We start from the raw sequence: 20,085 nt of genomic DNA on the forward strand, positions 1-20,085 counted from the left end.
GAGGAGAAGACCTAGAATTGACGCCATCGTTCACCAGGAGACAGGACATTCCATGACCGACTTCATCATCTTGCCGGGCAGCGGCGGATCGGGCGAGGCCCATTGGCAGACACGCTGGCAGCAGGCCAACCCGGCGATGCGCCGCTTCAGCCCGGCGAGCTGGGACCTGCCGGATTTCGACGACTGGGTGGCAGCGCTGGAAACCGCGGTGTCACAGGCAACAACGCCGCCGATGCTCATCGCCCACAGCCTCAGCTGCCTGCTGGTGGCGCATTGGCAGGCAGCGTCGAGCCGCCAGGTCGGCGGTGCGTTCCTGGTTGCGGTTCCCGATCCGGCATCGCCCGCCTATCCCGCTTACGCAGTTCCCTTCGCCGACACGCCGCGCGGGCCGCTCCGCTTTCCCTCGCTGGTCGTTGCCAGTACTGACGACCCTTACGACCCGCATGGCTATGCCGTCGCGAAGGCCGGGCAATGGGGCAGCGCGCTGCACATCGCCGGGCCGCTCGGCCACATCAACAGCGACAGCGGTCTTGGCGACTGGCCTGCGGGAATGGCACTGCTGATGGCTTTCGTCGGAAGCATCGACTTGAAGGGCGATGGTCGAGCATCGGCTGACGCCGGCGGCCGCTCGTCTGCGCACAATGTCCTGAGTTCAGCTGGCTAGAAATCTCTCACGCGAAGAGCCCTGCCCCTGCTGCTTCTCCCGCTCCTGCTGCTCGTGCTGCTCCTGCTGCTCTTCCCGCTGCCGCTCGGCGTCGGCCTTGCGCTTCGGGCAATCCTCGTAGTCGTGGTCGCGCGAACCGCAATAGGAGCAGCATTTTGCCGGGGTGTCGGAGCGAAGCGTCGTGGCCATGCACAAGAATGCACGAAAACTCATCCGGTTGCAGCAGCGTCTGCGACGGCGCTGCTCGGACGCGTATCTTGCGCTCCGAAAGAGCCGGGCCAGCCCTGCCCTTCAATAGCCGCCTACGATCGGCAGGATTTCGCCGGTGATGTAGCTTGAGCATTGCGGCGAGGCCAGGAACACATAGGCCGGTGCGATCTCTTCGGGCTGGGCCGGGCGCTTCATCGGCGTCTTGGCGCCGAACTGCGAAACATCGGCCGCCTGTTTGTCGGACGGGTTGAGCGGCGTCCACACCGGCCCCGGCGCCACCGCGTTGACGCGGATGCCCTTGCCGATCAGATTGCCAGACAGCGCGCGGGTGAAGGCGTGGATGCCGCCCTTGGTCATCGAATAGTCGACCAGTTCCTTCGAGCCGTCTATGCCGGTGACCGAGCCGGTGTTGACGATGGCCGAGCCCGGCTTCATATGCGCCACCGCCTCCTGAGCCATGTGGAAATAGCCGTAGAGGTTGGTCTTCAGCGTGGTGTCGAAATGCTCCTCGGTGAGGTCGGCGAAATCGGCCGCGTGGACCTGGAAGGCGGCGTTGTTGACCAGCACGTCCAGCTTGCCGAGTTGCTTGACCGTGCGCTCCACCGCGCGGCGGCAGAAGGCGCGGCTGGCGACATCGCCGCGCAGCGCCAGGCAGCGCCGGCCCTCGGCCTCGACCGCCTGCCTGGTCACTTCGGCATCCCTGTCTTCGCTGAGATAGACGATGGCGACGTCGGCGCCTTCGCGCGCAAACAAGACTGCCACGGCGCGGCCGATGCCGGAATCGCCGCCGGTGATCAGCGCCACCTTGCCGTCGAGCTTCCTCGAGCCCTGCCAGAACGGCGCATCATAAAGCGGCGCCGGCTTGATCTCGCCTTCCTCGCCGGGCTTGGGATGGTGCTGCTTCGGAAAAGGCGGCTCGGGATAGAGCCGGGCGCCGGCCTGCATGGCGGCGTCAGGTTTGGCTTTCGCCTTGTTGCGGTCGTCGGCGTCGACCTTGCGTTGCACGCTGCGCTGCTTGCGCACCGCCTTCGAGGTTTTGGTCAGCATGGGATTCTCCTTCCGTGTCGGAGGACAACGCGCTCCGAGCAAAAAGGTTGGCCGGGCAAAAAGGTTGACGGCAGGCATTGCGCACAAGCGGTCGCATTCGTCCGGACTACATCAAAGTTAAATGCGAGGCACAGGCGTCAGGTGCTAGGTGAGTGCGAAAGGGGGACTCTAAAACTCTAGGGAGGAGTCCATGGAGGTTCGAAATCTGGTTGCCAAACTGTCGGCCGCACTGCTGCGCCGGCGCGCCGCATCGCCGCCAATACTGTTCAGACCAATCCGCAACTCGCTCGCCGACATCCCCTTGAAGTCGCAGTCGCGACCGCCCTACCGGCCACGCCAACCGATCCGGCCGGCCAGCAACATGTAGCCTTCGCAAGCTGCAACCACTTCGCGATTTCCTCGTTTATGGCGATCCCGATTCACGGAGGCTATCCATGAAATCGATACCAACAAACAACCCCGTCCTGGTTCTGGGCGCCGCTGCCTTCCTGGTCGCGCCTTTCGCCGGGCTTTTGTGGCGGACGCGGGAATGGTTCGGATGGTGAATTTCTCATGAGCCGATTTCTTCCCCTGACGATCAAATTCGTGGACGGCAGTACGATGACGGTGTCGTCGATTGCCGACGCCAACAGGGCGCTGCACGGAAAGTGGAAGAACAAGGACGCTCAGGCCTACAAGGCGGCCGTCAGGCTGGTGGATGATGCGCTGAACGGAATTTGCCGCCCGGCCGTCGCCTTTGCCGCTTTCAAGAATGCCGCCGCTCAACAGGGCTTGCTGAAGCCGGCGAAGCCAAGTGCCGCCCTTGCCATGCTCGACGAATTGGCGTCGCTGGGCGGGCATCACTAAAAGGCCGTCGTCCCTTCGCCGATGACCTATCTCGGCTCGCGGTTCATGCTGAGATAGGTCGGGTCGAACTCGGCGATCTCGACAAGCCGCTGCCAGTCCAGGATCGTCACCATGTGGTTTGCCCAACCGATTACGCCGAGCCTGCGCAGCGCGCCGATGACCCGGTTCATGTGAACGATCGACAGCCCCAGCACGTCAGCCAGTTCGGCCTGCGACAAAGGCAGACGGAAACTCATGCCATTGGTCTGCTTGACCACTTGAAGCCGGACGAACAGCTCGCACACCAGATGCGCCAGATGCGAGGTCTTGGATCGCCTGCCCATGGCCACGATCCATTCACGGTGGATGGCGCCGTCGACGAGTGTGTCCAGCCACAGCAACCGGGTGAGATGAGGCGCCTGTTCGGTGATGGCGCGCAGCCGGCTGTGGTCGGCGGCGATGACCCGGCATGGCGAGAGCGCGATGATGCCATGGTCCATGGTCTTGAGCAGAAAGGCGTGCAGGTCGACAAAATCGCCAGGCACCTGCAACGAGGTGAATTGCCGGCCGCCATCCTCCAGCACCTTGTAGCGCGCCGCCAGACCTTCGATGATGAGCGTGCTGTAGCCGGGTCTCGATCCCTCCGAGACGATGTCCTGGCCCGTCGCAAAATCCAGCTCGACGGTCATGGCGCCGGCGAGCAGCCCCTTCTCCTCTTCCGAGAGGGCGTCGTGCTGGCCAAGGTTCAGATAAAGCGATTCCAGCATTGAGGGGGTTCTTCCATCCGGGTTCGGTTGCTGTGGCTCAACGCCGGAGATCGGGTGCGGTTGCACCCAGCCGGGCACGGCGGCATCCCGCCCCAAGCAGCAATGGCAAGAATCTGTTTGGGAATCAGCCGGATGGAACCATGGCTGCGGACAGGGGTTTAGCGTCTCATGCAGGATGCTTGCGCCATGGAACGGTTCTACTTCGACCTCTACAACACCGAAAACCAGATCGATGAAGAGGGGCAGCTCTTCCCAAGTCGCGAGCGTGCGGGGGCCGAGGCGCTGCGGATATTGCACGATGTCGCGCGCGACGAGATGCCGGAGGGCGAGCACCGGCGGATCACCGTCAAGATGCTGAACCAGAACAGGGAGCAGATCTTCGAAGCGTCACTGACCATGGCGTCGCTGTGGAGTTGAGCGTCGGGCCCTGTCGACCACGGCATGGAACCTCTTGCCCTCCCCTCTGTTTCCTAAAGGGAGGCCCAGCGGCAGGAGCTGCTGGCCCAGCTGATTGATTGGAGGCACGACCAATGTCCTTGCAAAAGCTTCATCCCGAGCAGGTCGACGCGACACGCGACCATGCCTATTCGACCTTTGCCCCGGTGCTCATCGGTTCGCTGACCAAGCGACTGGCGCGCTGCCAGGGAGCCAAGGAACTCGGCGATCTGGAGAAGTCACTGATCCGCCTGATCGAAAACGCCGACGTCAATGAGCCGCAAGCCGAGGCGATGAAAGAGTTTGCCATCGAGTTGGTGGTGTCGACGATATCGGAGGCCCGCGCCCACCCCGACAGCAAGAGTGACGTCGAGGCCGTCGGCGAGCGCCGCGCGGAGGGCCGCTCGGAGAATCCCGACACGCTTGAAGAACAGCTCCAATCCGGGCTCGAGGATAGCTTTCCGGCAAGTGATCCGCCGGCCGTTGTCTCAACCTCGATCTCCGGCGGGTCGAAGGATCTTGTCGGCACCGACGAGGTGTTGCGCCGCAAGAAGGAGGCCGCGCAGCGCAAGCAGGAAAAGGCCGACGCCGGTTGAGCTGACCGCACCTCCCGGCGCGGTTAGGCCGTTTCAGCCGAACCGCTTGCGCGGCGCCTCGGCGCTCGCCCTTGCCACGATCGCCTCCAGCGGCTCCGGCCGGTGCAGCAGAAAACCCTGGCCGTAGGCGACGCCCATGTCGCGTAAGATGTCGAGCGCGGCCTGCTCTTCGATCTTTTCGGCCACCACCGCGCAGCCGAGACTTTTGGCGATGCCCGTAATGGCTGAAACGATCTCTCGGTCGAACCGGCTTTGCGCGATGTTTTCGATGAACGAGCCGTCGATCTTGATCTGATCGACAGGAAAGCGCCTGAGATATTCGAACGAACTCATGCCGGCGCCGAAATCGTCGAGACTGACGCGGCATTGCCGCTCGCGCGCCTTGCGCACGAACTGTTCTGCGGCGTCGAAATTGGTGACGGCGGCGGTCTCGGTGATCTCGAAGCCGATGCCGGAATGCGGCGCGCCGGTCTCGGCGATGACGGCGTCGACGAAATCCCACAACAGCGGGTCGCTCAGTGTCTGCGCCGACAGGTTGAAGCCGAGCGTGATGGCGCCCGATTTCATGGCCGGACCATGCTGCGACAGTGCAGTCCTGATGATCCAGCGGTCGAGCCGCGAGGCAATGCCGAAGCGCTCGGCGACCGGAATGAACTCGCCCGGCGGGATAAGCTTGCCATTGCGCCCGGCAAGCCGCGCCAGCACTTCGACATGACGGCTCTCCCGCCAAGGTTTCCCGAGCAGATGAATCTCCTGGCCGAACAGTTTCAACCGACCGTCGTCCATGGCATCGACGGTGTCGGCGGCGACACGCGCCGCGTTGAGGCCGCCGGAGCCCGAGGCCGAGTCAGCCGAAAACACAGCAAAGCGGTTGCGCCCCGCAGCCTTGGCCGCATAGCAGGCGTCGTCGGCGCAGGCCAGCGCATCGGCCACCGTCGTGGTGGTGTCGTCGACAAAGGCGATGCCGATGCTGGCCGCAAGCTTGCGCGACGTGGCCGGCAGGCCGAGGTCGGCGTCGCGCACCGCCGCAAGGATTGCGCCGGCCAGCGTCTCGGCCGCGGCCGGCTGGCAATTGGGAACCAGCAGCGCGAACTCGTCGCCGCCCAGGCGCGCGGCGCGCGCCGATGACGGCAGGCAGCCCAATATGCCGCCAGCGACACCCTTCAGCGCCAGGTCGCCGGCGGCGTGGCCGGCAAAGTCGTTGAGCGCCTTGAAGTAGTCGAGATCGACATAAAACACCGCCAGCGGCAGAAGCCGCGCGGTGGCGATGTGGACGGCCAGCAGCCGGTCGAAGGCGGCGCGGTTAAACAGGCCGGTCAGCGCATCGTGGTGCGCGGCGTAGGCGAGTTCTTGCTCGCGCTTCTTGTCCTCGGTGATGTCGCGCACGGTGCCGAGAATCTGGCCCGCAGAGTCCGGAGCTGCGATGAAGCGCACCAGCGATTCGACATGACGGATTTCGCCGTCTCGCCGGATGATGCGGTATTGCGAGGCAACGACTGCGTCGGTCGCAAGCGGGGCCAGATGGGCGCGCTCGGTGGTGTCCTTGTCGTCGGGGTGGAGATAGGTGTGCCAGAGGTCGGCGGCCACCTCGTCAGTGTCTGCGACCAGGCCGAAGATCTCCCTGGTGCGGGCATCCCAAAAACTCTTGTTGGCGTCGATATCGTGATGCCAGATGCCGGTGCCGCTGGCCGCCAGCGCCAGGCGGAAGCGCACATTGACCCGCTCCAGTTCGGCTTCGGCCTCTTTCTGCCGGCTGATATCGGTCTGGACGCCCATCAGCCTGACCGGCCGGCCTGACTCGTCACGCTCGACAATGCCGCCGCGGTCGAGCACCCAGATCCAGTGACCGTCCTTGTGTCTCAGGCGCAGCTCGGTCTCGATCGAGGTGGTGAGGCCGGCAATGTGCCGCTCGCCGCTGGCCAGCGCCCGCTCCCGATCGTCGGGATGCGTCAGTTGCAGCCAGAGGTCGCCGGTGTTGGCAAGCTCGCCATCCTCATAGCCCAGCATGTGCGACCAGGTCGGCGAATAGAAACAGTCGCCGCTCAAAATATCCCAGTCCCATACGCCCAGATGAGCGCGTTCGAGCGCAAGCGCCCAGAACTTTCCATTGCGTATTTTCTCGTCGGGCATGCTCTGGTTTCGTCCACCGCGTCGCCGCCACCATGCACGCAAGCAGACAAGAAACCGTTACCGGGCGCGCCGCGTGGATGCGCGGGACAAAGCCTGCAACCGGGCCGCATCGTGTGGAGCTTTATCATCACATCGGCGCCCTGATTGCATTCGGATTCTTGCGGCTTGCCGCCGTTTCGGTTTCGACGATCCTTATCGAGCTGCGGCGCGCGGCGTCTTCGAGCAGGCCGCGCAACTCCTCCCGCCCGCGCGCGATGCGCGACATCAGCGTGCCGGCCGGCACGCCGAGGATCTCGGCGGCCTCGGCGTAGGAAAAACCCTCGATGGCGACCATGGTCAGGGCAGCGCGGCGGTCGGGGCTGATCGCCTGCAGCGCGTCGATGATCTCGCGCGCCGCGACGTTCCCCAATTGGTCGGCGGGGGCGGCCTGCACCTCGCCGGCCTCCAGCGGCAGCATCGAGGCCCCGCCGCGCCGGTTCGCCTTGCGCATCTGATCGATGAACAGATGATGCATGATCGTGAACAGCCATTTTCGCGGGCTCTCTCCCGTCTGCCAGTTGTCCAGCCGCAGCAGCGCCCGTTCGAGACAGTCCTGGACGAGATCGTCGGCTGAATCGCGGTCGCGCAGCAGGGAGCGCGCATAGCGCCGCAGACGCGGGATTTCGTCGAGGATGGCTCTCTGCTTTTCGTCCATGACCTTGTTGTCTTCGTTGTCGGCTTGTCGCCGATGCAAAACCGCAGCGCCCTCAGGTCAGGCCCGAGGGCAGCTCGGCTGGCATGAAAGTTCCTCTGTTCATGCATGTCGTTGGGCGAAGCCGATCGAAGGCGTCAGCTGCCGTTTTCGACGGGGCCTGACAGGATGATCACTGCCGTGACGCGGGTCAGTTTTTCGCGCTTCTGAAGCCTTGGCTTCTCGTATGTCTTCTTCATCGTTCTTCCTTTTCTTGACGTCTGCAGCCCGTCCGCGTGGCTACCGTGTGCGATCATGGCTCGAAGGGACAACAGGCGCATCTCCCGTCCGGCCGATGCGCTGCCGTCGGAAATCGGGGTGAGCGTCGCAAGAATGATTCCCAAATGTTCCCCGCGATCCGACGGCGGTGGATTTATCTCAGCCGGTGCGGCCGTGCTTGGGCAGGGCGGAACACGGTTTTGGGGCATGCGGCCCTGACAGCACGATTGCCAGGCTTGGCAGACCGGGACAGCGTTTTGGGCTGTGCGGACCAGCGGCGACAGCGATGGCCGCTTGGTGCCGGCATACCCCCGCGAAATAATCGACAATATGAGGCGACAGCCCAGAGTCTATCAAATCAAGATGATTTGGCCTGAATATTCGCTTTTTTAGCAAAGTTTCCAAAATTAATTGTCAAATGACGAAACTATCACTTTCGAAAAAGTGTCTATTTTACCCAAATTAACCAAATCTTAACTAAAATTATCCGATACAATTGAAAGCTATTCATCGGTTATAGTCCGAATCTAAGTTGTAATAATCATTGCGCTGATCGCTTTTGACATTGCCGATATCGTTGATGTCTTTGCGAGGCGTGTAGCAGGAGGGGCTGCAGGGTTGGAATCCGGGTCAGGACTGTTCGCGAGGAACGGTCTGCCCGACGGAGGAACATACGCATGAGATTGCTGAAATATGCGCTGCTGGCGGGAGCGTCGCTGCTCCCAACCTTGCCCGCGATCGCCGCGACCGCGACGGGCAGCATGAATGTCCGCATCACCATTACCGACGAATGCAAGGTACAGACGGCAAGCGATCTTGATTTCGGCTCGCACGGCGTCATCGATGCGAATGTCGACCAGACCAGCACCATCAACGTGCAATGCACGACCGGCAAATCCTACAATGTAGGTCTGAGCGCCGGAGCGGGCTCGGGCGCAACGGTTGCGGTTCGCAAGATGACCGGGCCACTGGCGGCGACGATCGACTACACCATCTACAGGGAAAGCACCCGGACGCAGCTTTGGGGCACCACGATCCCCACCGACACGGTCGGCGGAACCGGCAACGGCGCCATCCAGCCGCTGACGGTCTACGGGCGCGTTCCGCCGCAGACGACACCGCCGGCGGGCCTCTACACCGACACCGTTTCGATCACCATAACGTACTGACCATCGATATCAACACGAGGACGATCATGCGATCCATGCTTTCATGCATCGGCGCCACGGCTGTTCTGTTGCTGTGCGCCGGTCTCTCACACGCCGCTTCGCTCAGGGTGGCGCCGACAGGTCTCGAGCTGATCGCGCCCGACGCCTCGGCGGTCCTCAACCTCAGCAACGACGACGCCAAGCGCCCGATCAATGTGCAGATCAGGGTCTTCGCATGGAGCCAGTCCGGCGGCATCGAGACGCTGACGCCAACCACGGATGTCGTCGCCAGCCCGCCATCGACCAAGCTCGGACCCAACGCCCAATACGTGGTTCGCGTCGTGCGCGTCTCGAAGGCGCCGGTGCGGGCCGAAGAGAGTTACCGCGTCATCGTCGACGAACTGCCCGACCCCTCGCGCAAGAAGGCCGGTACGGTTGCGCTTGCGCTGCGCTATTCGGTGCCGGTGTTTTTTCGCAACGCCGACGCAGCCGCGCCGGCGATCGCGTGGAGCCTTTCGCGCAATGGCGGCAGCCTGATGCTCGCCGCCAGCAACAGCGGCCAGAGCCGCTTTCGCCTGTCCAACCTGACGCTGACCCAGGGCGGCAAGAAGCTCAGCAGCCGAAATGGGCTTGTCGGCTATGTGCTGGGCGGCGCGACCATGCAGTGGCCGATCGGCAGCAGCAAATCACTGTCCGCGGGCTCCGTGCTTTTGAAGGCACAGAGCGATCTTGGACCCTTCGATGCCAAAGTTGCCGTCAAGGGCCGCTAGCACCGCGATTGTCGTCGCGCTCGCGACTTTCACACCTTGCCCGGCAGTGAACTCGCAAGAGCCGCCGGCCGTGACGAACACTGAAGCGCCTGATCCCGTTTTGCCGGCCCGCCGCAGCCTCTATCTGGAGGTGTTCATCAACGACAACTCTACGAAACTGATCGGCAATTTCACCGAAATGCCGGATGGCGGCTTGGCAGCGACGGCGCAAGAGCTGAAGGACGTCGGGCTGAAACCGCCGGAGGGTGCCGAAGGTGCTGGCGGCCTGGTCAGGCTCGACCAACTGGCGGACGTGTCGTTTCAGATCGACGAGGCGGCGCAACGGCTCTACGTCACCGCCGCCAATGACAGCCGCGAGCCGCGCATCGTCGATCTCGGCCTGCGCCTGCAGGACCGGCCGGCGCCGCAATCGGGCTACGGCGCGGTGCTCAACTACTCGCTGTTTGCCAGTTCCAACACATTGTTCGACGGCGACAACGAACTGTTCCAGGGCATTTCGGGCGGCTTCGACACGCGTGTGTTCAGCCCCTATGGAACGCTTAGCCAGTCGTTCATCGCCGGCTATTCCGACGGCAGGCTCGGCGGCTTCACGCGGCTCAACACGACCTGGAGCTATTCCGACCCCAACCGGCTGATGACCTACCGCGCCGGCGACTTCGTCTCCGGCGGACTGTCGTGGACGCGGCCCGTCTATCTCGGCGGCATCCAGGCGCAGCGCAATTTCCGCCTGCGCTCGGATCTGGTGACCTTGCCCCTGCCCTCCTTCGGCGGCACGGCGGCGGTGCCGTCGACACTCGAAGTTTATACGCAAAACGTCCGCACCTATTCCGGCGACATCCAGCCCGGGCCGTTCCAGGTCACCAATCTGCCGGTGTTCACAGGCGCCGGGCAAGCGCAGGTGGTGCTGCGCGACAGTCTCGGGCGCGAGACCACCGCCACCTTGCCGTTCTACGCCTCGAACATGCTGTTGCGTCAGGGACTGCTCGATTTCTCCGTCGAGACGGGCATGGCGCGGCGCAATTTCGGTATCTCCTCCGACGACTATGACGGCCGCGTCATGGGCGTCGCCACGGCACGCTATGGCCTGAGTGACCGGCTGACGCTGGAAGCCCATGCCGAGGGTGGCGCCGACCTGATCAATGGCGGCGTTGGCGCTGCCTTCCCGCTCGGGCCTTACGGCACGGCGTCGGCGGCAGTGGCGGGCAGCCATCATGACGGGCGCACTGGCGCGCTGGTCGATGCCAGTGTCGAATTCGGCTATGATGGCTGGGCGATCAACGCGCACATGCAGCGGGCCTTCGGCGGCTATGAAGACATCGCCTCGGTGACGGCGCAGCCGGTTCTCGACCCCGACGACTTCACCCGTTTCAGCGCCGGCGTGCCGCGCGCGGTCGACCAGGTGACGCTCAGCGTGCCGATGCCGCTGGACTTCTCCAGCCTCAACCTCTCCTACACCCATCTGAAAAGCGCCGAGGGCGATACCAGCCAGATCGTCGGGCTCTCCTACAGCCAGGCGATCTTCAGGCGCGGCACGCTCTATGCCACCGCCTTTGCCGATCTCGACGACGACAGCAGCTATGGCGTGTTCGCCGGGATTTCGATCCCGTTCAACGACGACATCACAGCCTCGACAGGGGTCGAGCAAGGGCCTGACGGCCTCAATGTCGTTGCCGACCTCGCCAAGTCGGAACGGGCGGAGGACTTCAGCATCGGCTGGCAGCTGCGCACGTCGGAGGGCGAGGTCCCCAACCGCTCGGCAGCCGCCAGCTATCGCGCGCCGTTTGCGCGTTTCCAGGCCGGCGCCCAGCAATTCGACAAGGATTTCCGCGTGACCGGGCAGATGGACGGGGCCATCGCGATGGCGGGCGGCGGCGTGTTCGCCACCAACCGCATCGACGATGCCTTTGCCGTCGTCGATGTCGGCACGCCTGACGTCGAGGTGCTGCATCAGAACAGGCCGGTCGGAAAGACCGACAGCAAAGGCCGCATCCTGGTCACCGGGCTCAACTCCTATGAGCTGAACACGGTCTCGATCGACCCGAAGAACCTGCCCGTCGATGCCGATGTCCCGACCACCAAGGAGACCGTCGTCCCGGCCGACCGCAACGGCGTGGTGCTGAAGTTCGGCGTGTCGGAGGCGGCGCAGGCAGCGCTGGTGACGCTGGTCGATGGGAGCGGAGCGCCGCTCGAGGCCGGACTGTCGGGGCGCGTCGACGGCGGCACCGAAGACTTCGTCGTCGGCTATGACGGCCAGGCCTACATCAAGGGCCTCGGCAAGCAGAATGCGGTGGCAGTCGGCCTGGCGGACGGCAGCTCGTGCCGGGCAAGTTTCCCCTTCGAAGCGGCGCGCGGCCGGCAAGTGACGATCAAGGACGTGGTGTGCCAATGACAGTGCCAGGCCAAATGCTGCGCGCCGCAATCGTTGCAATCCTGGTGGCGCTGCTGCCGTCGCTTGCCCTGGCGCAAAGCTGCAGCTTTACCGTCACCAACATGAATTTCGGCGCCGTCGACACGCTGTCGGGCAGCGCGGCGACATCGACGGCCACCCTCAACGTGACCTGCAGCGGCAGTTTGCCGTTGCTGCTGCCCATTCTGGTCTGTCCGCATCTCGCCGCCGGCACCGGCGGCGCAACCTCGGCGGCAGCAAGGCAGATGCTGAGCGGCGCCAACAGCCTCGACTACCAGATCTATTCGGACCCTGGAATGAGCGTCGTCTGGGGCTCCTATGCCTGGGCCTATGCCTCGCGCCCGCCGCCGCTGCTGCTGAGCCCCAGTATCCTGGGCAACTCATCCGGCACCTTGACGCTCTATGGCCGGGTTCCCGGCGGCCAGGCGACCGTTCCGCCCGGCACCTATCTGTCAACGTTTTCGGGCGGGCATGTCGAGTTCCGCTACCGAACAACCCTGCTGGGCAGCAATTGCGACACCGGCCTGGGCACCCTGGCCGCCTCTCCGACCTTCACCATCAACGCCACGATTGCGGCCAACTGCCTGGTCACCACCCAGAACATCGATTTCGGCCCCAAGGGCGTGCTCGACGCCAATGTCGACGCCACCGGCCAGGTCACGGTCACCTGCACGCCGTCGACGGCCTATACGGTGTCGCTGAATGGCGGCACGACAGGCGGCACACCGACCAACCGCAAGATGTCGAAAGGTGCCGAGCAGGTCACCTACGGTCTCTACAAGGACAATGCGCGCACGCAGCCCTGGGGTGACGCCGGAACGCCGGGAAGCACGGTCGCCGGCATCGGGACCGGCGCGGCGCAACCGCTCACCGTCTACGGCCGCGTGCCGCCGCAGACCACGCCCTCGGCCGGCGTCTATACCGACACGGTGGTGGTGACCATCACCTATTGATCGCGGCCGCCGTCAGCGGGCGCCAGCCACCGCGCGTAAAGTTCGCCGACGATGCCTCGGCGGAAGACCAGCACGCAGATCATGAAGATCAGCCCGGTGGCGATGGTCACCGGGAAGCCCGAGGTGGCGAGCGTGTTTTCCAGGCCGACGACGAGGCCGGCGCCGACGACAGGACCGACCATGGTGCCGATGCCGCCGAGCAGCGTCATCAGGATCACCTCGCCCGACATTTGCCAGGTGACGTCGGTCAGCGTGGCGAACTGGAAGACGATCGCCTTGGTGGCGCCGGCAAGGCCGGCGAGTGCTGCCGACATGACGAAAGCGGCCAGCTTGTAGCGGCCGACCGAATAGCCCAGCGAAATGGCGCGGTTCTCGTTCTCGCGGATCGAACGCAGGATCATGCCGAAGGGCGAATTGACGATGCGCCAGACGGCGAAGACGCCGATGAGGAAAACGGCGAGAACGAAGAAGTACATGTTGAGCGTGACGTTGAGATCGACGATGCCGAACAGATGCCTGCGCGGCACGCCCTGGATGCCGTCCTCGCCTTCGGTGAACGGCGCCTGGACGCAGAAGAAATAGAACATCTGCGCCAGCGCCAGTGTGATCATCGAGAAATAGATGCCTTGTCTTCGGATGGCGAGGAAGCCCATGACCAGCCCGAGCGCGGCCGCGCCGGCGGTGCCGAGCAGGATGCCGGCTTCCGGCGGCCAGCCCCAGTCCTTGACGGCGTAGGCACAGAAATAGGCGGCGGCGCCGTAGAAGGTGGCATGGCCGAAGGACAACAGCCCGGTGTAGCCGAGCAGCAGGTTGAAGGCGCAGGCAAACAGGGCGAAGCACAGCATCTTCATCAGGAAGATCGGGTAGACGAAGAAGGGCGCGGCGATGAGCGCCAGTATGGCCAATGCTATCAGCACCCGCTCAAGTCGAACGGAAGCGGCGGTACGCTGTTCGTGAAGGGTCGCCTCGCTCATCTCAGGCATCCCTTCCAAACAGGCCGGCGGGGCGCAAGAGCAGCACGATCGCCATGATGACGAAGACGACGAGGTTCGATGCCTCGGGATAAAACACCTTGGTCAGGCCCTCGGCGAGGCCGAGCATGTAGCCGGTGACGATGGCGCCGAGGATCGAGCCCATGCCGCCGACCACGACGACGGCGAAGACGACGATGATGAGATCGGAGCCCATCAGCGGGCTGACCTGGTAGACCGGTGCTGCGAGGATGCCGGCGAGCCCTGCAAGCGCCGCGCCCAGCCCGTAGGTGAGCGTGAGCAGCAGCGGCACGTTGACGCCGAATGCCTGCACCAGCTCGGGGTTTTCGGTCGCGGCGCGCAGATAGGAGCCTAGCCTGGTCTTTTCGATCAGCAGCCAGGTGCCGATGCAGACGATGAGCGAAGCAACCACCACCCAGCCGCGATAGTTGGGCAGAAACATGAAGCCGAGATTGGTGCCGCCGGCGAGTTGCGACGGCACGGCGTAGGGATTGCCGGAGACACCGTAATAGAAACGGAACACGCCTTCGATGACCAGCGCCAGGCCGAAGGTGAAGAGCAGGCCGTAGAGCGGATCGAGGCGGTAGAGCCTGGACAGCGCCAGGCGCTCGACCGCCATGCCGAACACGCCGACGACGAGCGGCACCAGGACCAGCGCCGGCCAGTAGCCGATGCCGAGATGGACGAGCATCAGGTAGCCGATGAAGGCGCCGAACATGTAGAGCGCGCCATGGGCGAAATTGATGATGCGAAGCAAGCCGAAGATGACGGCCAGCCCGAGGCTGAGCATGGCGTAGAACGAGCCGTTGATCAGCCCGACCAGCATCTGGCCCAGCAAGGCCTGGACGGGGATGCCGAAGATCATCGTCATGGCGTCACCGCTGAAACATGTGCTGAAGGAGGCACGGCCAATTGCCAACATTGGCGCTGCCCCTCATTGCCCTGCCGGGCATTTCTCCCCGTAAACGGGGAGAAAGAGGCTGAATGCGATGCCGGCTCGCTTCCTCTGACGTTTGCGATTGGCGAAATCGTCGGCGCCAGCGTCCCTTCTCCCCGTTTACGGGGAGAAGATGGCGGCAGCCAGATGAGGGGCAGCGCCGACGCCCGAAAGATGACAGCCCTCCCATCGATTACTGACATCATACCCCAAGCACCTCGTGCAGCTGGTCGGTGTGAGCAGAAAGCTCGCTTACGGCAAAACCCTCCACCACCTTGCCGTGCTCCATCAGATAGAAGCGGTCGGCAATGCGGGCGGCAAAGCGGAAATTCTGCTCGACCAGCAGGATGGTCATGCCGCGCTTTTTCAGGGTCGCCAGCAATTCGCCGATGCGCTGGACGATGACCGGCGCCAGCCCCTCGGTCGGTTCGTCGAGCAGCAGCATCTGCACGCCCGTGCGCAGAATGCGGGCGATGGCCAGCATCTGCTGTTCGCCGCCGGAGAGTTTCGTGCCGGGGCTGTTGCGGCGCTCCTTCAGATTGGGGAAGAGATCGAAGATTTCCTCGACGCTCATGCCGCCCTTGGCCACCACCGGCGGCAGGATCAGGTTCTCGTCGACGGTGAGCGTGGCGAAGATGCCGCGTTCCTCCGGCACGAAGCCGATGCCGCGATGGGCGACGCGGTGCAGCGGCAGACGCATCAGATCGCCGCCGTCGAAAGTGACGCTGCCGCTGCGCTTGCGAACCAGCCCCATAATGGCGCGCAGCGTGGTGGTCTTGCCGACGCCGTTGCGGCCAAGCAAGGTCACGGTCTCACCACGAAAGACATCGAGGTTGACGCCATGCAGCGCATGTCCCTCGCCATACCAGGCATGCAGATCGCGCACGGTAAGCAGCGGCTCACTCATGCTCGGTCCCCATGTAAGCGATGCGGACACGCTCGTCCGTGCTCACCGTTGCGTAGTCGCCGGCGGCGAGCACCTGGCCGCGTTGCATGACGGTGATCCAGTCGCAAAGATCGGCGACGACTGTGAGGTTGTGCTCGACCATCAGCACGGCGCGGTCTCTGGCCAGCGAACGGATGATGCCGGAAATGGCGCCGACATCCTCGTGCCCCATGCCAGCCATCGGCTCGTCGAGCAGCAGCACTTTCGGATCGAGCGCCAGCGTGGTGGCGATCTCGAGCACGCGCTTCCTGCCATAGGAGAGATCGCCGGCCAGACGATGCGCGACATCGTCGAGGCCGACGATGGCGAGAAGCTCGCGTGCCCTCGGTGTCAGCTGATCGAGTGCGGCCAGCGAGCGCCAGAACTGGAAGCCCAGCCCGCTCGGCCGCTGCAGGGCGACGCGGACATTGTCGAGCACGCTCAGATGCGGAAAGATCGCCGAGATCTGGAACGAGCGGACGAGGCCCATGCGCGCCACCCTGGCTGGCGCGGTGCGGGTGATGTCGTGGCCCAATAATTCGATCCTGCCACTGGTCGGCTGCAGGAACTTGGTCAACAGGTTGAAGATCGTCGTCTTGCCGGCGCCATTCGGCCCGATCAGCGCATGAGTCTGGCCGTGATGGACGTCGAGGTCGACATTGTTGACGGCAACGAAACCGGCGAAATCACGCCTGAGGCCGCGGGCGGAAAGCACCACCCGCGGCGTGTCCTTTGCGCCGCCCGACGGGCCGGCCACAGCTTGCGCCACTGTCACTTGGTGACGAGCGGGCAGCCGCTGTCTTCGGCCTTGGTGAAGGCCTTGTCGCCCGGAATGGTCGCCAGATAGGTGTAGTAGTCCCAGTCCTTCTTGCTCTCCTCGGGCTTCTTGACCTGATACAGATACATGTCGTGCACCATCGAGCCGTCGGCCTGCACCTTGCCGTTGGCGGTGAAGACGTCGTTGACGGGCATCTCATGCAGCTGCTTGGCCACCGCCTCGGTCTCGTCGGTGCCGGCCTTGTCGATGGCCTTCAGATACTGGGTCACCGCCGAATAGGTGCCGGCCTGGACCATGTTGGGCATGCGGTTGGTGCGCTTGAAGAAGCGGTCGGCGAATTTGCGGCTCTCGTCGTCACGGTCCCAGTAATAGCCTTCGGTCAGCACGACGCCCTGCGCCGCCTGCAGGCCGAGGCCGTGCACTTCGGCAAGGGTGAAGAGAAGTGCCGCCAGCCGCTGGCCGCCGGCGACGATGCCGAACTCGGCCGCCTGCTTGATCGAGTTGGAGGTGTCGAGGCCGGCATTGGCGAGGCCGATGGCCTTGGCGCCGGAGGACTGCGCCTGCAGCAGGAAGGAGGAATAGTCGGTCGAGCCGAGCGGATAGCGCACCTCGCCGAGCACCTTGCCGCCGCTTGATTCAACCAACTTTGCAGTCTGCTCCTTCAGCGAATAGCCGAAGGCATAGTCGACGGTGATGAAATACCAGCTGTCGCCGCCTTGCTGGACCAGCGCGCCACCGGTGCCGACCGCCTGGGAGTGGGTGTCGTAGACCCAGTGGAAACCATAGGGCGAGCACTGCTTGCCGGTCAGCTCTGTCGAAGCGGCGCCGGTGACGATATCGATCTTCTTCTTTTCCTTGGAAAGCCCCTGGACGGCGAGCGCCACCGAAGAGGTCGTCAGCTCCATGATCGCGTCGACCTGCTCGGTGTCATACCACTGGCGGGCGATGTTGGAGGCGATGTCGGGCTTGTTCTGGTGGTCGGCGTTGACGATCTCGATCGGCGCGCCCTGGACCTTGCCGCCAAAGTCCTCGACGGCCATCTTGGCGGCCTCGACCGACCATTTGCCGCCGAAATCGGCATACACGCCCGACTGGTCGTTGAGGATGCCGATCTTGACCTTGCCGTCGGAAATTCCGGCCGCTGCCGCGGGCATGGCCGTCGCCGCAAGAAGCGCGGCGGAGACGAGATAGGATGCTTTCACAGGTGGTTCCTCCCTTGTGGCCGACGCCGGGAAACGCGGCGGCCTTGCAATGGTTCAACAGTTCCGTCCGGTTTTCGCTAAAAATTCGGGCCGTCGCGCCCGCCACTCCTCTTCTTGCGCCCGTCCGCCCTGGGTGCGCCGGGAACCTAGCATCACATTTCGCGCAGCGAGAATGCTATTTTCGTAGCATGGCGTAGGGGGCATCTCGGCGGCTTCCAGACCCAACGAGCTGGGTTTCGGCTGCTTGCTGGCTAAGGCATTGACCCGGCTGATTTTTCCACTCTTATTTCGATTTCACGTCGATCGAGTGGAAAACCCATGTTTTTCAGTGGCTTACCTTGCAAATCTCGGCTTCATTCACCACGGCAGCCTTTTGCCATCGCGGAAGAATCCGCCGGTCGGGCCGTCGTCCGGCAAGGTCGCGGCCCAGACGATGCCGGCCGCCCCTTGCGCCACCGGGCGCCCGCCCGGGCCGCCCATATCGGTCGCGACCCAGCCGGGGCAGATGGCATTGACCAGCACGCCGGCGCCGCGCAATTCGGCCGCCAGGATGCAGGTCAGCGCGTTGAGCGTCGCCTTGGTCGTCGAATAGGCCGGCGCGCCGGCGCCCATCGAGGCGAGCGAACCGCCCTCGGAGGAGACGTTGACCAGTCGGCCATGGCCGGAGGTGCTGAGGAGCGGCGCGCAGGCGGCAGCTATGCGCCAGGCGCCGAAGACATTGGTCTCGAAGGCTTCGCGGATCACCGTCCAGTCGGGTTTTAGCGCCCTCGCACGCGGGTCGTAGTGGATGGCGGCGTTGTTGACGAGCACGTCGAGGCGGCCGAAGCGGCGCTCGATTTCGGCTGCGGCAAGGGCTGCCGCGTCAGGTGCCGCGACATCCAGAGCGATGGCCTCCACCTTGCGGCCGAGTTGCCTCGCGGCCGCCTCGCCCTTGGCGAGATCGCGCGTGCCGAGCAGCACGGTGAAACCGAGCGCCGCCAGCTGACGCCCCGTCTCCAGCCCGATGCCGCGATTGCCGCCGGTGACGAGCGCGACCTTGCCGGAATGGGGTGTGGTGGTGGTCATTGGTAGGGTCCTGTGCCGCATGAATAGTGCACGAAAGATCGCATAGGTGGGATCGCATGATTAGGGCGTGGAGACGACAATCGCTGTGCGATGGGGTGCATCAGTGGCGAAGGCCGATGCGCAAGGCCGAGTTCCTTCACACCCCCCTCTGTCCTGCCGGACATCTCCCCCGCAAGGGGGGAGATCGGCAGTTTCGCCAACAGCGCTCTTTCTTGGAACGTTGGTGATTGGCGAAAGCATCGGCGACATCTTGATCTCCCCCCTTGCGGGGGAGATGGCCGGCAGGCCAGAGGGGGGTGCTCAAGCGCGAGCTTGTCAAGGGGCGGGAGAGCCCCTCACCGCCTCTGCGGATAGATCGTCTCGCCGCGCTTCAGCATCTCGACGAAGGCCTCGATCTTCTTCCTGCGCCCGGCTTCGGTCTTCATGTTGTGGGTGCGGAAGGCGAGCGCGAAGCGGTTCTGGGCGGAGAGTTTTGCCAGCATCGCTTTCGCCTCAGGTTCGGCATCGATGGCGGCCTGCAGATCGTCGGGGATCTTCATGTCCTTGCCACTGGCATAGGCGCGGTCCCAGCGGCCGTCTGCCTTGGCCGCCTCGACCTGTCGCAACCCGTGCTCGGTCATCCGGCCCTCCTCGACCAGGCGGGCGACATTGTCGATGTTGATCTTGCTCCAGATGCTTTTCTTGCCGCGCGGCGTGTAGCGCTGCAGAAAGCTCTGCTCGTCGAGCGACTTGCGCACGGCATCGATCCAGCCGAAGCACAGCACCACGTCGATGGCTTGCTTGGGCGTGATCGAGGCGAGGCCCGAGCCGACCTTGTGCACCTTGATCCAGACCTCGGTCTCGCCGGCGTGGTTCTCCCGCAGCCAGGCGTAAAAACTTTCCGGATCGGGGAATTCGCGAACTTTTTCCGGATCGACCTTGATCGGCGCCATCATCACCTCGTTTGTTGCCGGACCGGCTATATCGGCTGTCGATGCCAGTCTCTGTCAGCAGAACCTCCGAGGCCAAGCACCGGACCCCCTTCCCTTCTCCCCCTGTGGGCCTGTTGCGTAATTGGCTGGTTGTGATTCTCTGAAGGCGAAAGGCCGGGAGAGTCACAATGGCAGTTAAGCGGACGGGTCAGTTGAGCTTGGTGGAGGCATTTCTGGGCGACAAGCTTGCGGGCGGTTCTTCGCCGCTCGACCGCCTGTCGGGGCTGGTGAAGTGGTACCGGTTCGAGAAGCTGCTTAACCGGCTGCGCGATGGCGGGCCGGGTCGGGCAGCCTGGCCGCCACTGGTGCTGTTC

Annotated in this window: 22 protein-coding genes and 1 pseudogene; 10 read left to right on the top strand and 13 right to left on the bottom strand. The window is 64.1% G+C overall.

All coding sequences use genetic code 11. From position 1 onward, the window contains the following. Window positions 1-52: 52 nt before the first annotated feature. Window positions 53-664, top strand: a complete 612-nt coding sequence (locus AC1D1N_RS27070; protein ID WP_477352137.1) for an RBBP9/YdeN family alpha/beta hydrolase — start codon at window positions 53-55, stop codon at window positions 662-664. Here AC1D1N_RS27070 and AC1D1N_RS27075 read toward each other — a convergent pair. Continuing rightward, entirely contained in the window at window positions 653-853 is a 201-nt protein-coding gene (locus AC1D1N_RS27075) for a hypothetical protein (protein WP_477352139.1), read from the bottom strand. The two genes, AC1D1N_RS27070 and AC1D1N_RS27075, sit on opposite strands and share 12 nt — an antisense overlap. Before the next feature lie 102 nt (window positions 854-955). After that, on the bottom strand, window positions 956-1,921 hold the full coding sequence (locus AC1D1N_RS27080) for an SDR family oxidoreductase (RefSeq protein WP_477352141.1): 966 nt from the start codon (window positions 1,919-1,921) through the stop codon (window positions 956-958). A gap of 190 nt (window positions 1,922-2,111) precedes the next feature. Here AC1D1N_RS27080 and AC1D1N_RS27085 point away from each other — a divergent pair, with 190 nt between their 5' ends. Both AC1D1N_RS27085 and AC1D1N_RS27090 read left to right on the top strand, forming a co-directional pair. Beyond that, window positions 2,112-2,288: a hypothetical protein gene (locus tag AC1D1N_RS27085; RefSeq protein ID WP_185970293.1), complete on the top strand. Its 177-nt coding sequence runs from the start codon at window positions 2,112-2,114 to the stop codon at window positions 2,286-2,288. 185 nt (window positions 2,289-2,473) lie between these two features. Further along, entirely contained in the window at window positions 2,474-2,767 is a 294-nt protein-coding gene (locus AC1D1N_RS27090) for a DUF982 domain-containing protein (protein ID WP_477352143.1), read from the top strand. Between the two features lie 26 nt (window positions 2,768-2,793). Here the strand turns inward: AC1D1N_RS27090 and AC1D1N_RS27095 are convergent, their stop codons facing one another. Further along, the gene (locus AC1D1N_RS27095; protein ID WP_436259407.1) at window positions 2,794-3,513 is read right to left on the bottom strand and encodes a Crp/Fnr family transcriptional regulator; all 720 of its coding nucleotides are present in this window, start codon (window positions 3,511-3,513) and stop codon (window positions 2,794-2,796) included. 186 nt (window positions 3,514-3,699) lie between these two features. On the opposite strand from AC1D1N_RS27095, the gene AC1D1N_RS27100 reads away from it, so the two are divergent. Further along, complete coding sequence (locus AC1D1N_RS27100) at window positions 3,700-3,930, top strand: DUF6894 family protein (RefSeq protein ID WP_112566900.1); 231 nt, start codon at window positions 3,700-3,702, stop codon at window positions 3,928-3,930. A gap of 113 nt (window positions 3,931-4,043) precedes the next feature. Beyond that, window positions 4,044-4,544 (top strand): hypothetical protein, encoded by a 501-nt coding sequence (locus tag AC1D1N_RS27105; RefSeq protein WP_477352145.1) that lies wholly within the window; start codon window positions 4,044-4,046, stop codon window positions 4,542-4,544. 33 nt (window positions 4,545-4,577) lie between these two features. On the opposite strand, the gene AC1D1N_RS27110 is transcribed toward AC1D1N_RS27105, so the two are convergent. The 3 genes from AC1D1N_RS27110 to AC1D1N_RS27120 all read right to left on the bottom strand — a co-directional run bounded on the left by AC1D1N_RS27110 (window position 4,578) and on the right by AC1D1N_RS27120 (window position 7,604). Next, window positions 4,578-6,674, bottom strand: coding sequence for an EAL domain-containing protein (locus AC1D1N_RS27110; RefSeq protein WP_477352147.1), 2,097 nt, complete (start codon window positions 6,672-6,674; stop codon window positions 4,578-4,580). 127 nt (window positions 6,675-6,801) lie between these two features. Next, window positions 6,802-7,368, bottom strand: a complete 567-nt coding sequence (locus AC1D1N_RS27115) for a sigma-70 family RNA polymerase sigma factor (RefSeq protein WP_477352149.1) — start codon at window positions 7,366-7,368, stop codon at window positions 6,802-6,804. Between the two features lie 134 nt (window positions 7,369-7,502). Next, a complete protein-coding gene (locus AC1D1N_RS27120) occupies window positions 7,503-7,604 on the bottom strand; it encodes a putative RiPP precursor (RefSeq protein WP_376740466.1) in 102 nt (33 codons plus the stop codon). A gap of 696 nt (window positions 7,605-8,300) precedes the next feature. Here AC1D1N_RS27120 and AC1D1N_RS27125 point away from each other — a divergent pair. The 4 genes from AC1D1N_RS27125 to AC1D1N_RS27140 are packed head-to-tail and all read left to right on the top strand — an operon-like array spanning window position 8,301 to window position 12,901. Next, window positions 8,301-8,792 (top strand): Csu type fimbrial protein, encoded by a 492-nt coding sequence (locus AC1D1N_RS27125; RefSeq protein ID WP_112566909.1) that lies wholly within the window; start codon window positions 8,301-8,303, stop codon window positions 8,790-8,792. A gap of 26 nt (window positions 8,793-8,818) precedes the next feature. After that, entirely contained in the window at window positions 8,819-9,541 is a 723-nt protein-coding gene (locus tag AC1D1N_RS27130; RefSeq protein ID WP_436259402.1) for a fimbrial biogenesis chaperone, read from the top strand. After that, entirely contained in the window at window positions 9,513-11,930 is a 2,418-nt protein-coding gene (locus tag AC1D1N_RS27135; protein ID WP_477352152.1) for a fimbria/pilus outer membrane usher protein, read from the top strand. The genes AC1D1N_RS27130 and AC1D1N_RS27135 overlap by 29 nt, the downstream gene beginning before the upstream one ends. Before the next feature lie 14 nt (window positions 11,931-11,944). Continuing rightward, complete coding sequence (locus AC1D1N_RS27140; RefSeq protein ID WP_477352172.1) at window positions 11,945-12,901, top strand: Csu type fimbrial protein; 957 nt, start codon at window positions 11,945-11,947, stop codon at window positions 12,899-12,901. Here the strand turns inward: AC1D1N_RS27140 and AC1D1N_RS27145 are convergent. The 7 genes from AC1D1N_RS27145 to AC1D1N_RS27175 form a co-directional block, all read right to left on the bottom strand. Continuing rightward, window positions 12,895-13,875: a branched-chain amino acid ABC transporter permease gene (locus AC1D1N_RS27145; RefSeq protein ID WP_477352154.1), complete on the bottom strand. Its 981-nt coding sequence runs from the start codon at window positions 13,873-13,875 to the stop codon at window positions 12,895-12,897. The two genes, AC1D1N_RS27140 and AC1D1N_RS27145, sit on opposite strands and share 7 nt — an antisense overlap. A gap of 1 nt (window position 13,876) precedes the next feature. Continuing rightward, on the bottom strand, window positions 13,877-14,764 hold the full coding sequence (locus tag AC1D1N_RS27150; RefSeq protein ID WP_112566970.1) for a branched-chain amino acid ABC transporter permease: 888 nt from the start codon (window positions 14,762-14,764) through the stop codon (window positions 13,877-13,879). Window positions 14,765-15,032: 268 nt separating this feature from the next. Further along, a complete protein-coding gene (locus AC1D1N_RS27155; RefSeq protein ID WP_477352156.1) occupies window positions 15,033-15,737 on the bottom strand; it encodes an ABC transporter ATP-binding protein in 705 nt (234 codons plus the stop codon). Next, window positions 15,730-16,530 (bottom strand): ABC transporter ATP-binding protein, encoded by an 801-nt coding sequence (locus tag AC1D1N_RS27160; RefSeq protein ID WP_477352158.1) that lies wholly within the window; start codon window positions 16,528-16,530, stop codon window positions 15,730-15,732. The genes AC1D1N_RS27155 and AC1D1N_RS27160 overlap by 8 nt, the downstream gene beginning before the upstream one ends. Next, on the bottom strand, window positions 16,527-17,735 hold the full coding sequence (locus AC1D1N_RS27165; RefSeq protein ID WP_477352160.1) for an ABC transporter substrate-binding protein: 1,209 nt from the start codon (window positions 17,733-17,735) through the stop codon (window positions 16,527-16,529). Before AC1D1N_RS27165 ends, AC1D1N_RS27160 begins: the two co-directional genes overlap by 4 nt. 357 nt (window positions 17,736-18,092) lie before the next feature. After that, entirely contained in the window at window positions 18,093-18,800 is a 708-nt protein-coding gene (locus AC1D1N_RS27170) for an SDR family NAD(P)-dependent oxidoreductase (protein WP_477352162.1), read from the bottom strand. 335 nt (window positions 18,801-19,135) lie between these two features. Beyond that, a complete protein-coding gene (locus tag AC1D1N_RS27175; protein WP_477352164.1) occupies window positions 19,136-19,732 on the bottom strand; it encodes a YdeI/OmpD-associated family protein in 597 nt (198 codons plus the stop codon). A 167-nt stretch (window positions 19,733-19,899) separates the two neighbouring features. Between AC1D1N_RS27175 and AC1D1N_RS27180 the strand changes: the two are divergent. Next, window positions 19,900-20,085 (top strand): annotated as a pseudogene (locus AC1D1N_RS27180) (IS5/IS1182 family transposase); the annotation flags it as partial.

Source organism: Mesorhizobium sp. P2_B5 (genome assembly GCF_056404775.1).

What these genes read in the sequence shown, in the direction of transcription:
- AC1D1N_RS27085 (WP_185970293.1), top strand. Translation starts at nt 2,112, where the DNA reads ATGGAGGTTCGAAATCTGGTTGCCAAACTGTCGGCCGCACTGCTGCGC.
- AC1D1N_RS27130 (WP_436259402.1), top strand. Translation starts at nt 8,819, where the DNA reads ATGCGATCCATGCTTTCATGCATCGGCGCCACGGCTGTTCTGTTGCTG.
- AC1D1N_RS27150 (WP_112566970.1), bottom strand. Translation starts at nt 14,764, where the DNA reads ATGACGATGATCTTCGGCATCCCCGTCCAGGCCTTGCTGGGCCAGATG.
- AC1D1N_RS27120 (WP_376740466.1), bottom strand. Translation starts at nt 7,604, where the DNA reads ATGAAGAAGACATACGAGAAGCCAAGGCTTCAGAAGCGCGAAAAACTG.
- AC1D1N_RS27080 (WP_477352141.1), bottom strand. Translation starts at nt 1,921, where the DNA reads ATGCTGACCAAAACCTCGAAGGCGGTGCGCAAGCAGCGCAGCGTGCAA.
- AC1D1N_RS27175 (WP_477352164.1), bottom strand. Translation starts at nt 19,732, where the DNA reads ATGGCGCCGATCAAGGTCGATCCGGAAAAAGTTCGCGAATTCCCCGAT.
- AC1D1N_RS27115 (WP_477352149.1), bottom strand. Translation starts at nt 7,368, where the DNA reads ATGGACGAAAAGCAGAGAGCCATCCTCGACGAAATCCCGCGTCTGCGG.
- AC1D1N_RS27105 (WP_477352145.1), top strand. Translation starts at nt 4,044, where the DNA reads ATGTCCTTGCAAAAGCTTCATCCCGAGCAGGTCGACGCGACACGCGAC.
- AC1D1N_RS27110 (WP_477352147.1), bottom strand. Translation starts at nt 6,674, where the DNA reads ATGCCCGACGAGAAAATACGCAATGGAAAGTTCTGGGCGCTTGCGCTC.
- AC1D1N_RS27090 (WP_477352143.1), top strand. Translation starts at nt 2,474, where the DNA reads ATGAGCCGATTTCTTCCCCTGACGATCAAATTCGTGGACGGCAGTACG.
- AC1D1N_RS27155 (WP_477352156.1), bottom strand. Translation starts at nt 15,737, where the DNA reads ATGAGTGAGCCGCTGCTTACCGTGCGCGATCTGCATGCCTGGTATGGC.
- AC1D1N_RS27100 (WP_112566900.1), top strand. Translation starts at nt 3,700, where the DNA reads ATGGAACGGTTCTACTTCGACCTCTACAACACCGAAAACCAGATCGAT.
- AC1D1N_RS27095 (WP_436259407.1), bottom strand. Translation starts at nt 3,513, where the DNA reads ATGCTGGAATCGCTTTATCTGAACCTTGGCCAGCACGACGCCCTCTCG.
- AC1D1N_RS27125 (WP_112566909.1), top strand. Translation starts at nt 8,301, where the DNA reads ATGAGATTGCTGAAATATGCGCTGCTGGCGGGAGCGTCGCTGCTCCCA.
- AC1D1N_RS27145 (WP_477352154.1), bottom strand. Translation starts at nt 13,875, where the DNA reads ATGAGCGAGGCGACCCTTCACGAACAGCGTACCGCCGCTTCCGTTCGA.
- AC1D1N_RS27140 (WP_477352172.1), top strand. Translation starts at nt 11,945, where the DNA reads ATGCTGCGCGCCGCAATCGTTGCAATCCTGGTGGCGCTGCTGCCGTCG.
- AC1D1N_RS27135 (WP_477352152.1), top strand. Translation starts at nt 9,513, where the DNA reads ATGCCAAAGTTGCCGTCAAGGGCCGCTAGCACCGCGATTGTCGTCGCG.
- AC1D1N_RS27070 (WP_477352137.1), top strand. Translation starts at nt 53, where the DNA reads ATGACCGACTTCATCATCTTGCCGGGCAGCGGCGGATCGGGCGAGGCC.
- AC1D1N_RS27075 (WP_477352139.1), bottom strand. Translation starts at nt 853, where the DNA reads ATGGCCACGACGCTTCGCTCCGACACCCCGGCAAAATGCTGCTCCTAT.
- AC1D1N_RS27170 (WP_477352162.1), bottom strand. Translation starts at nt 18,800, where the DNA reads ATGACCACCACCACACCCCATTCCGGCAAGGTCGCGCTCGTCACCGGC.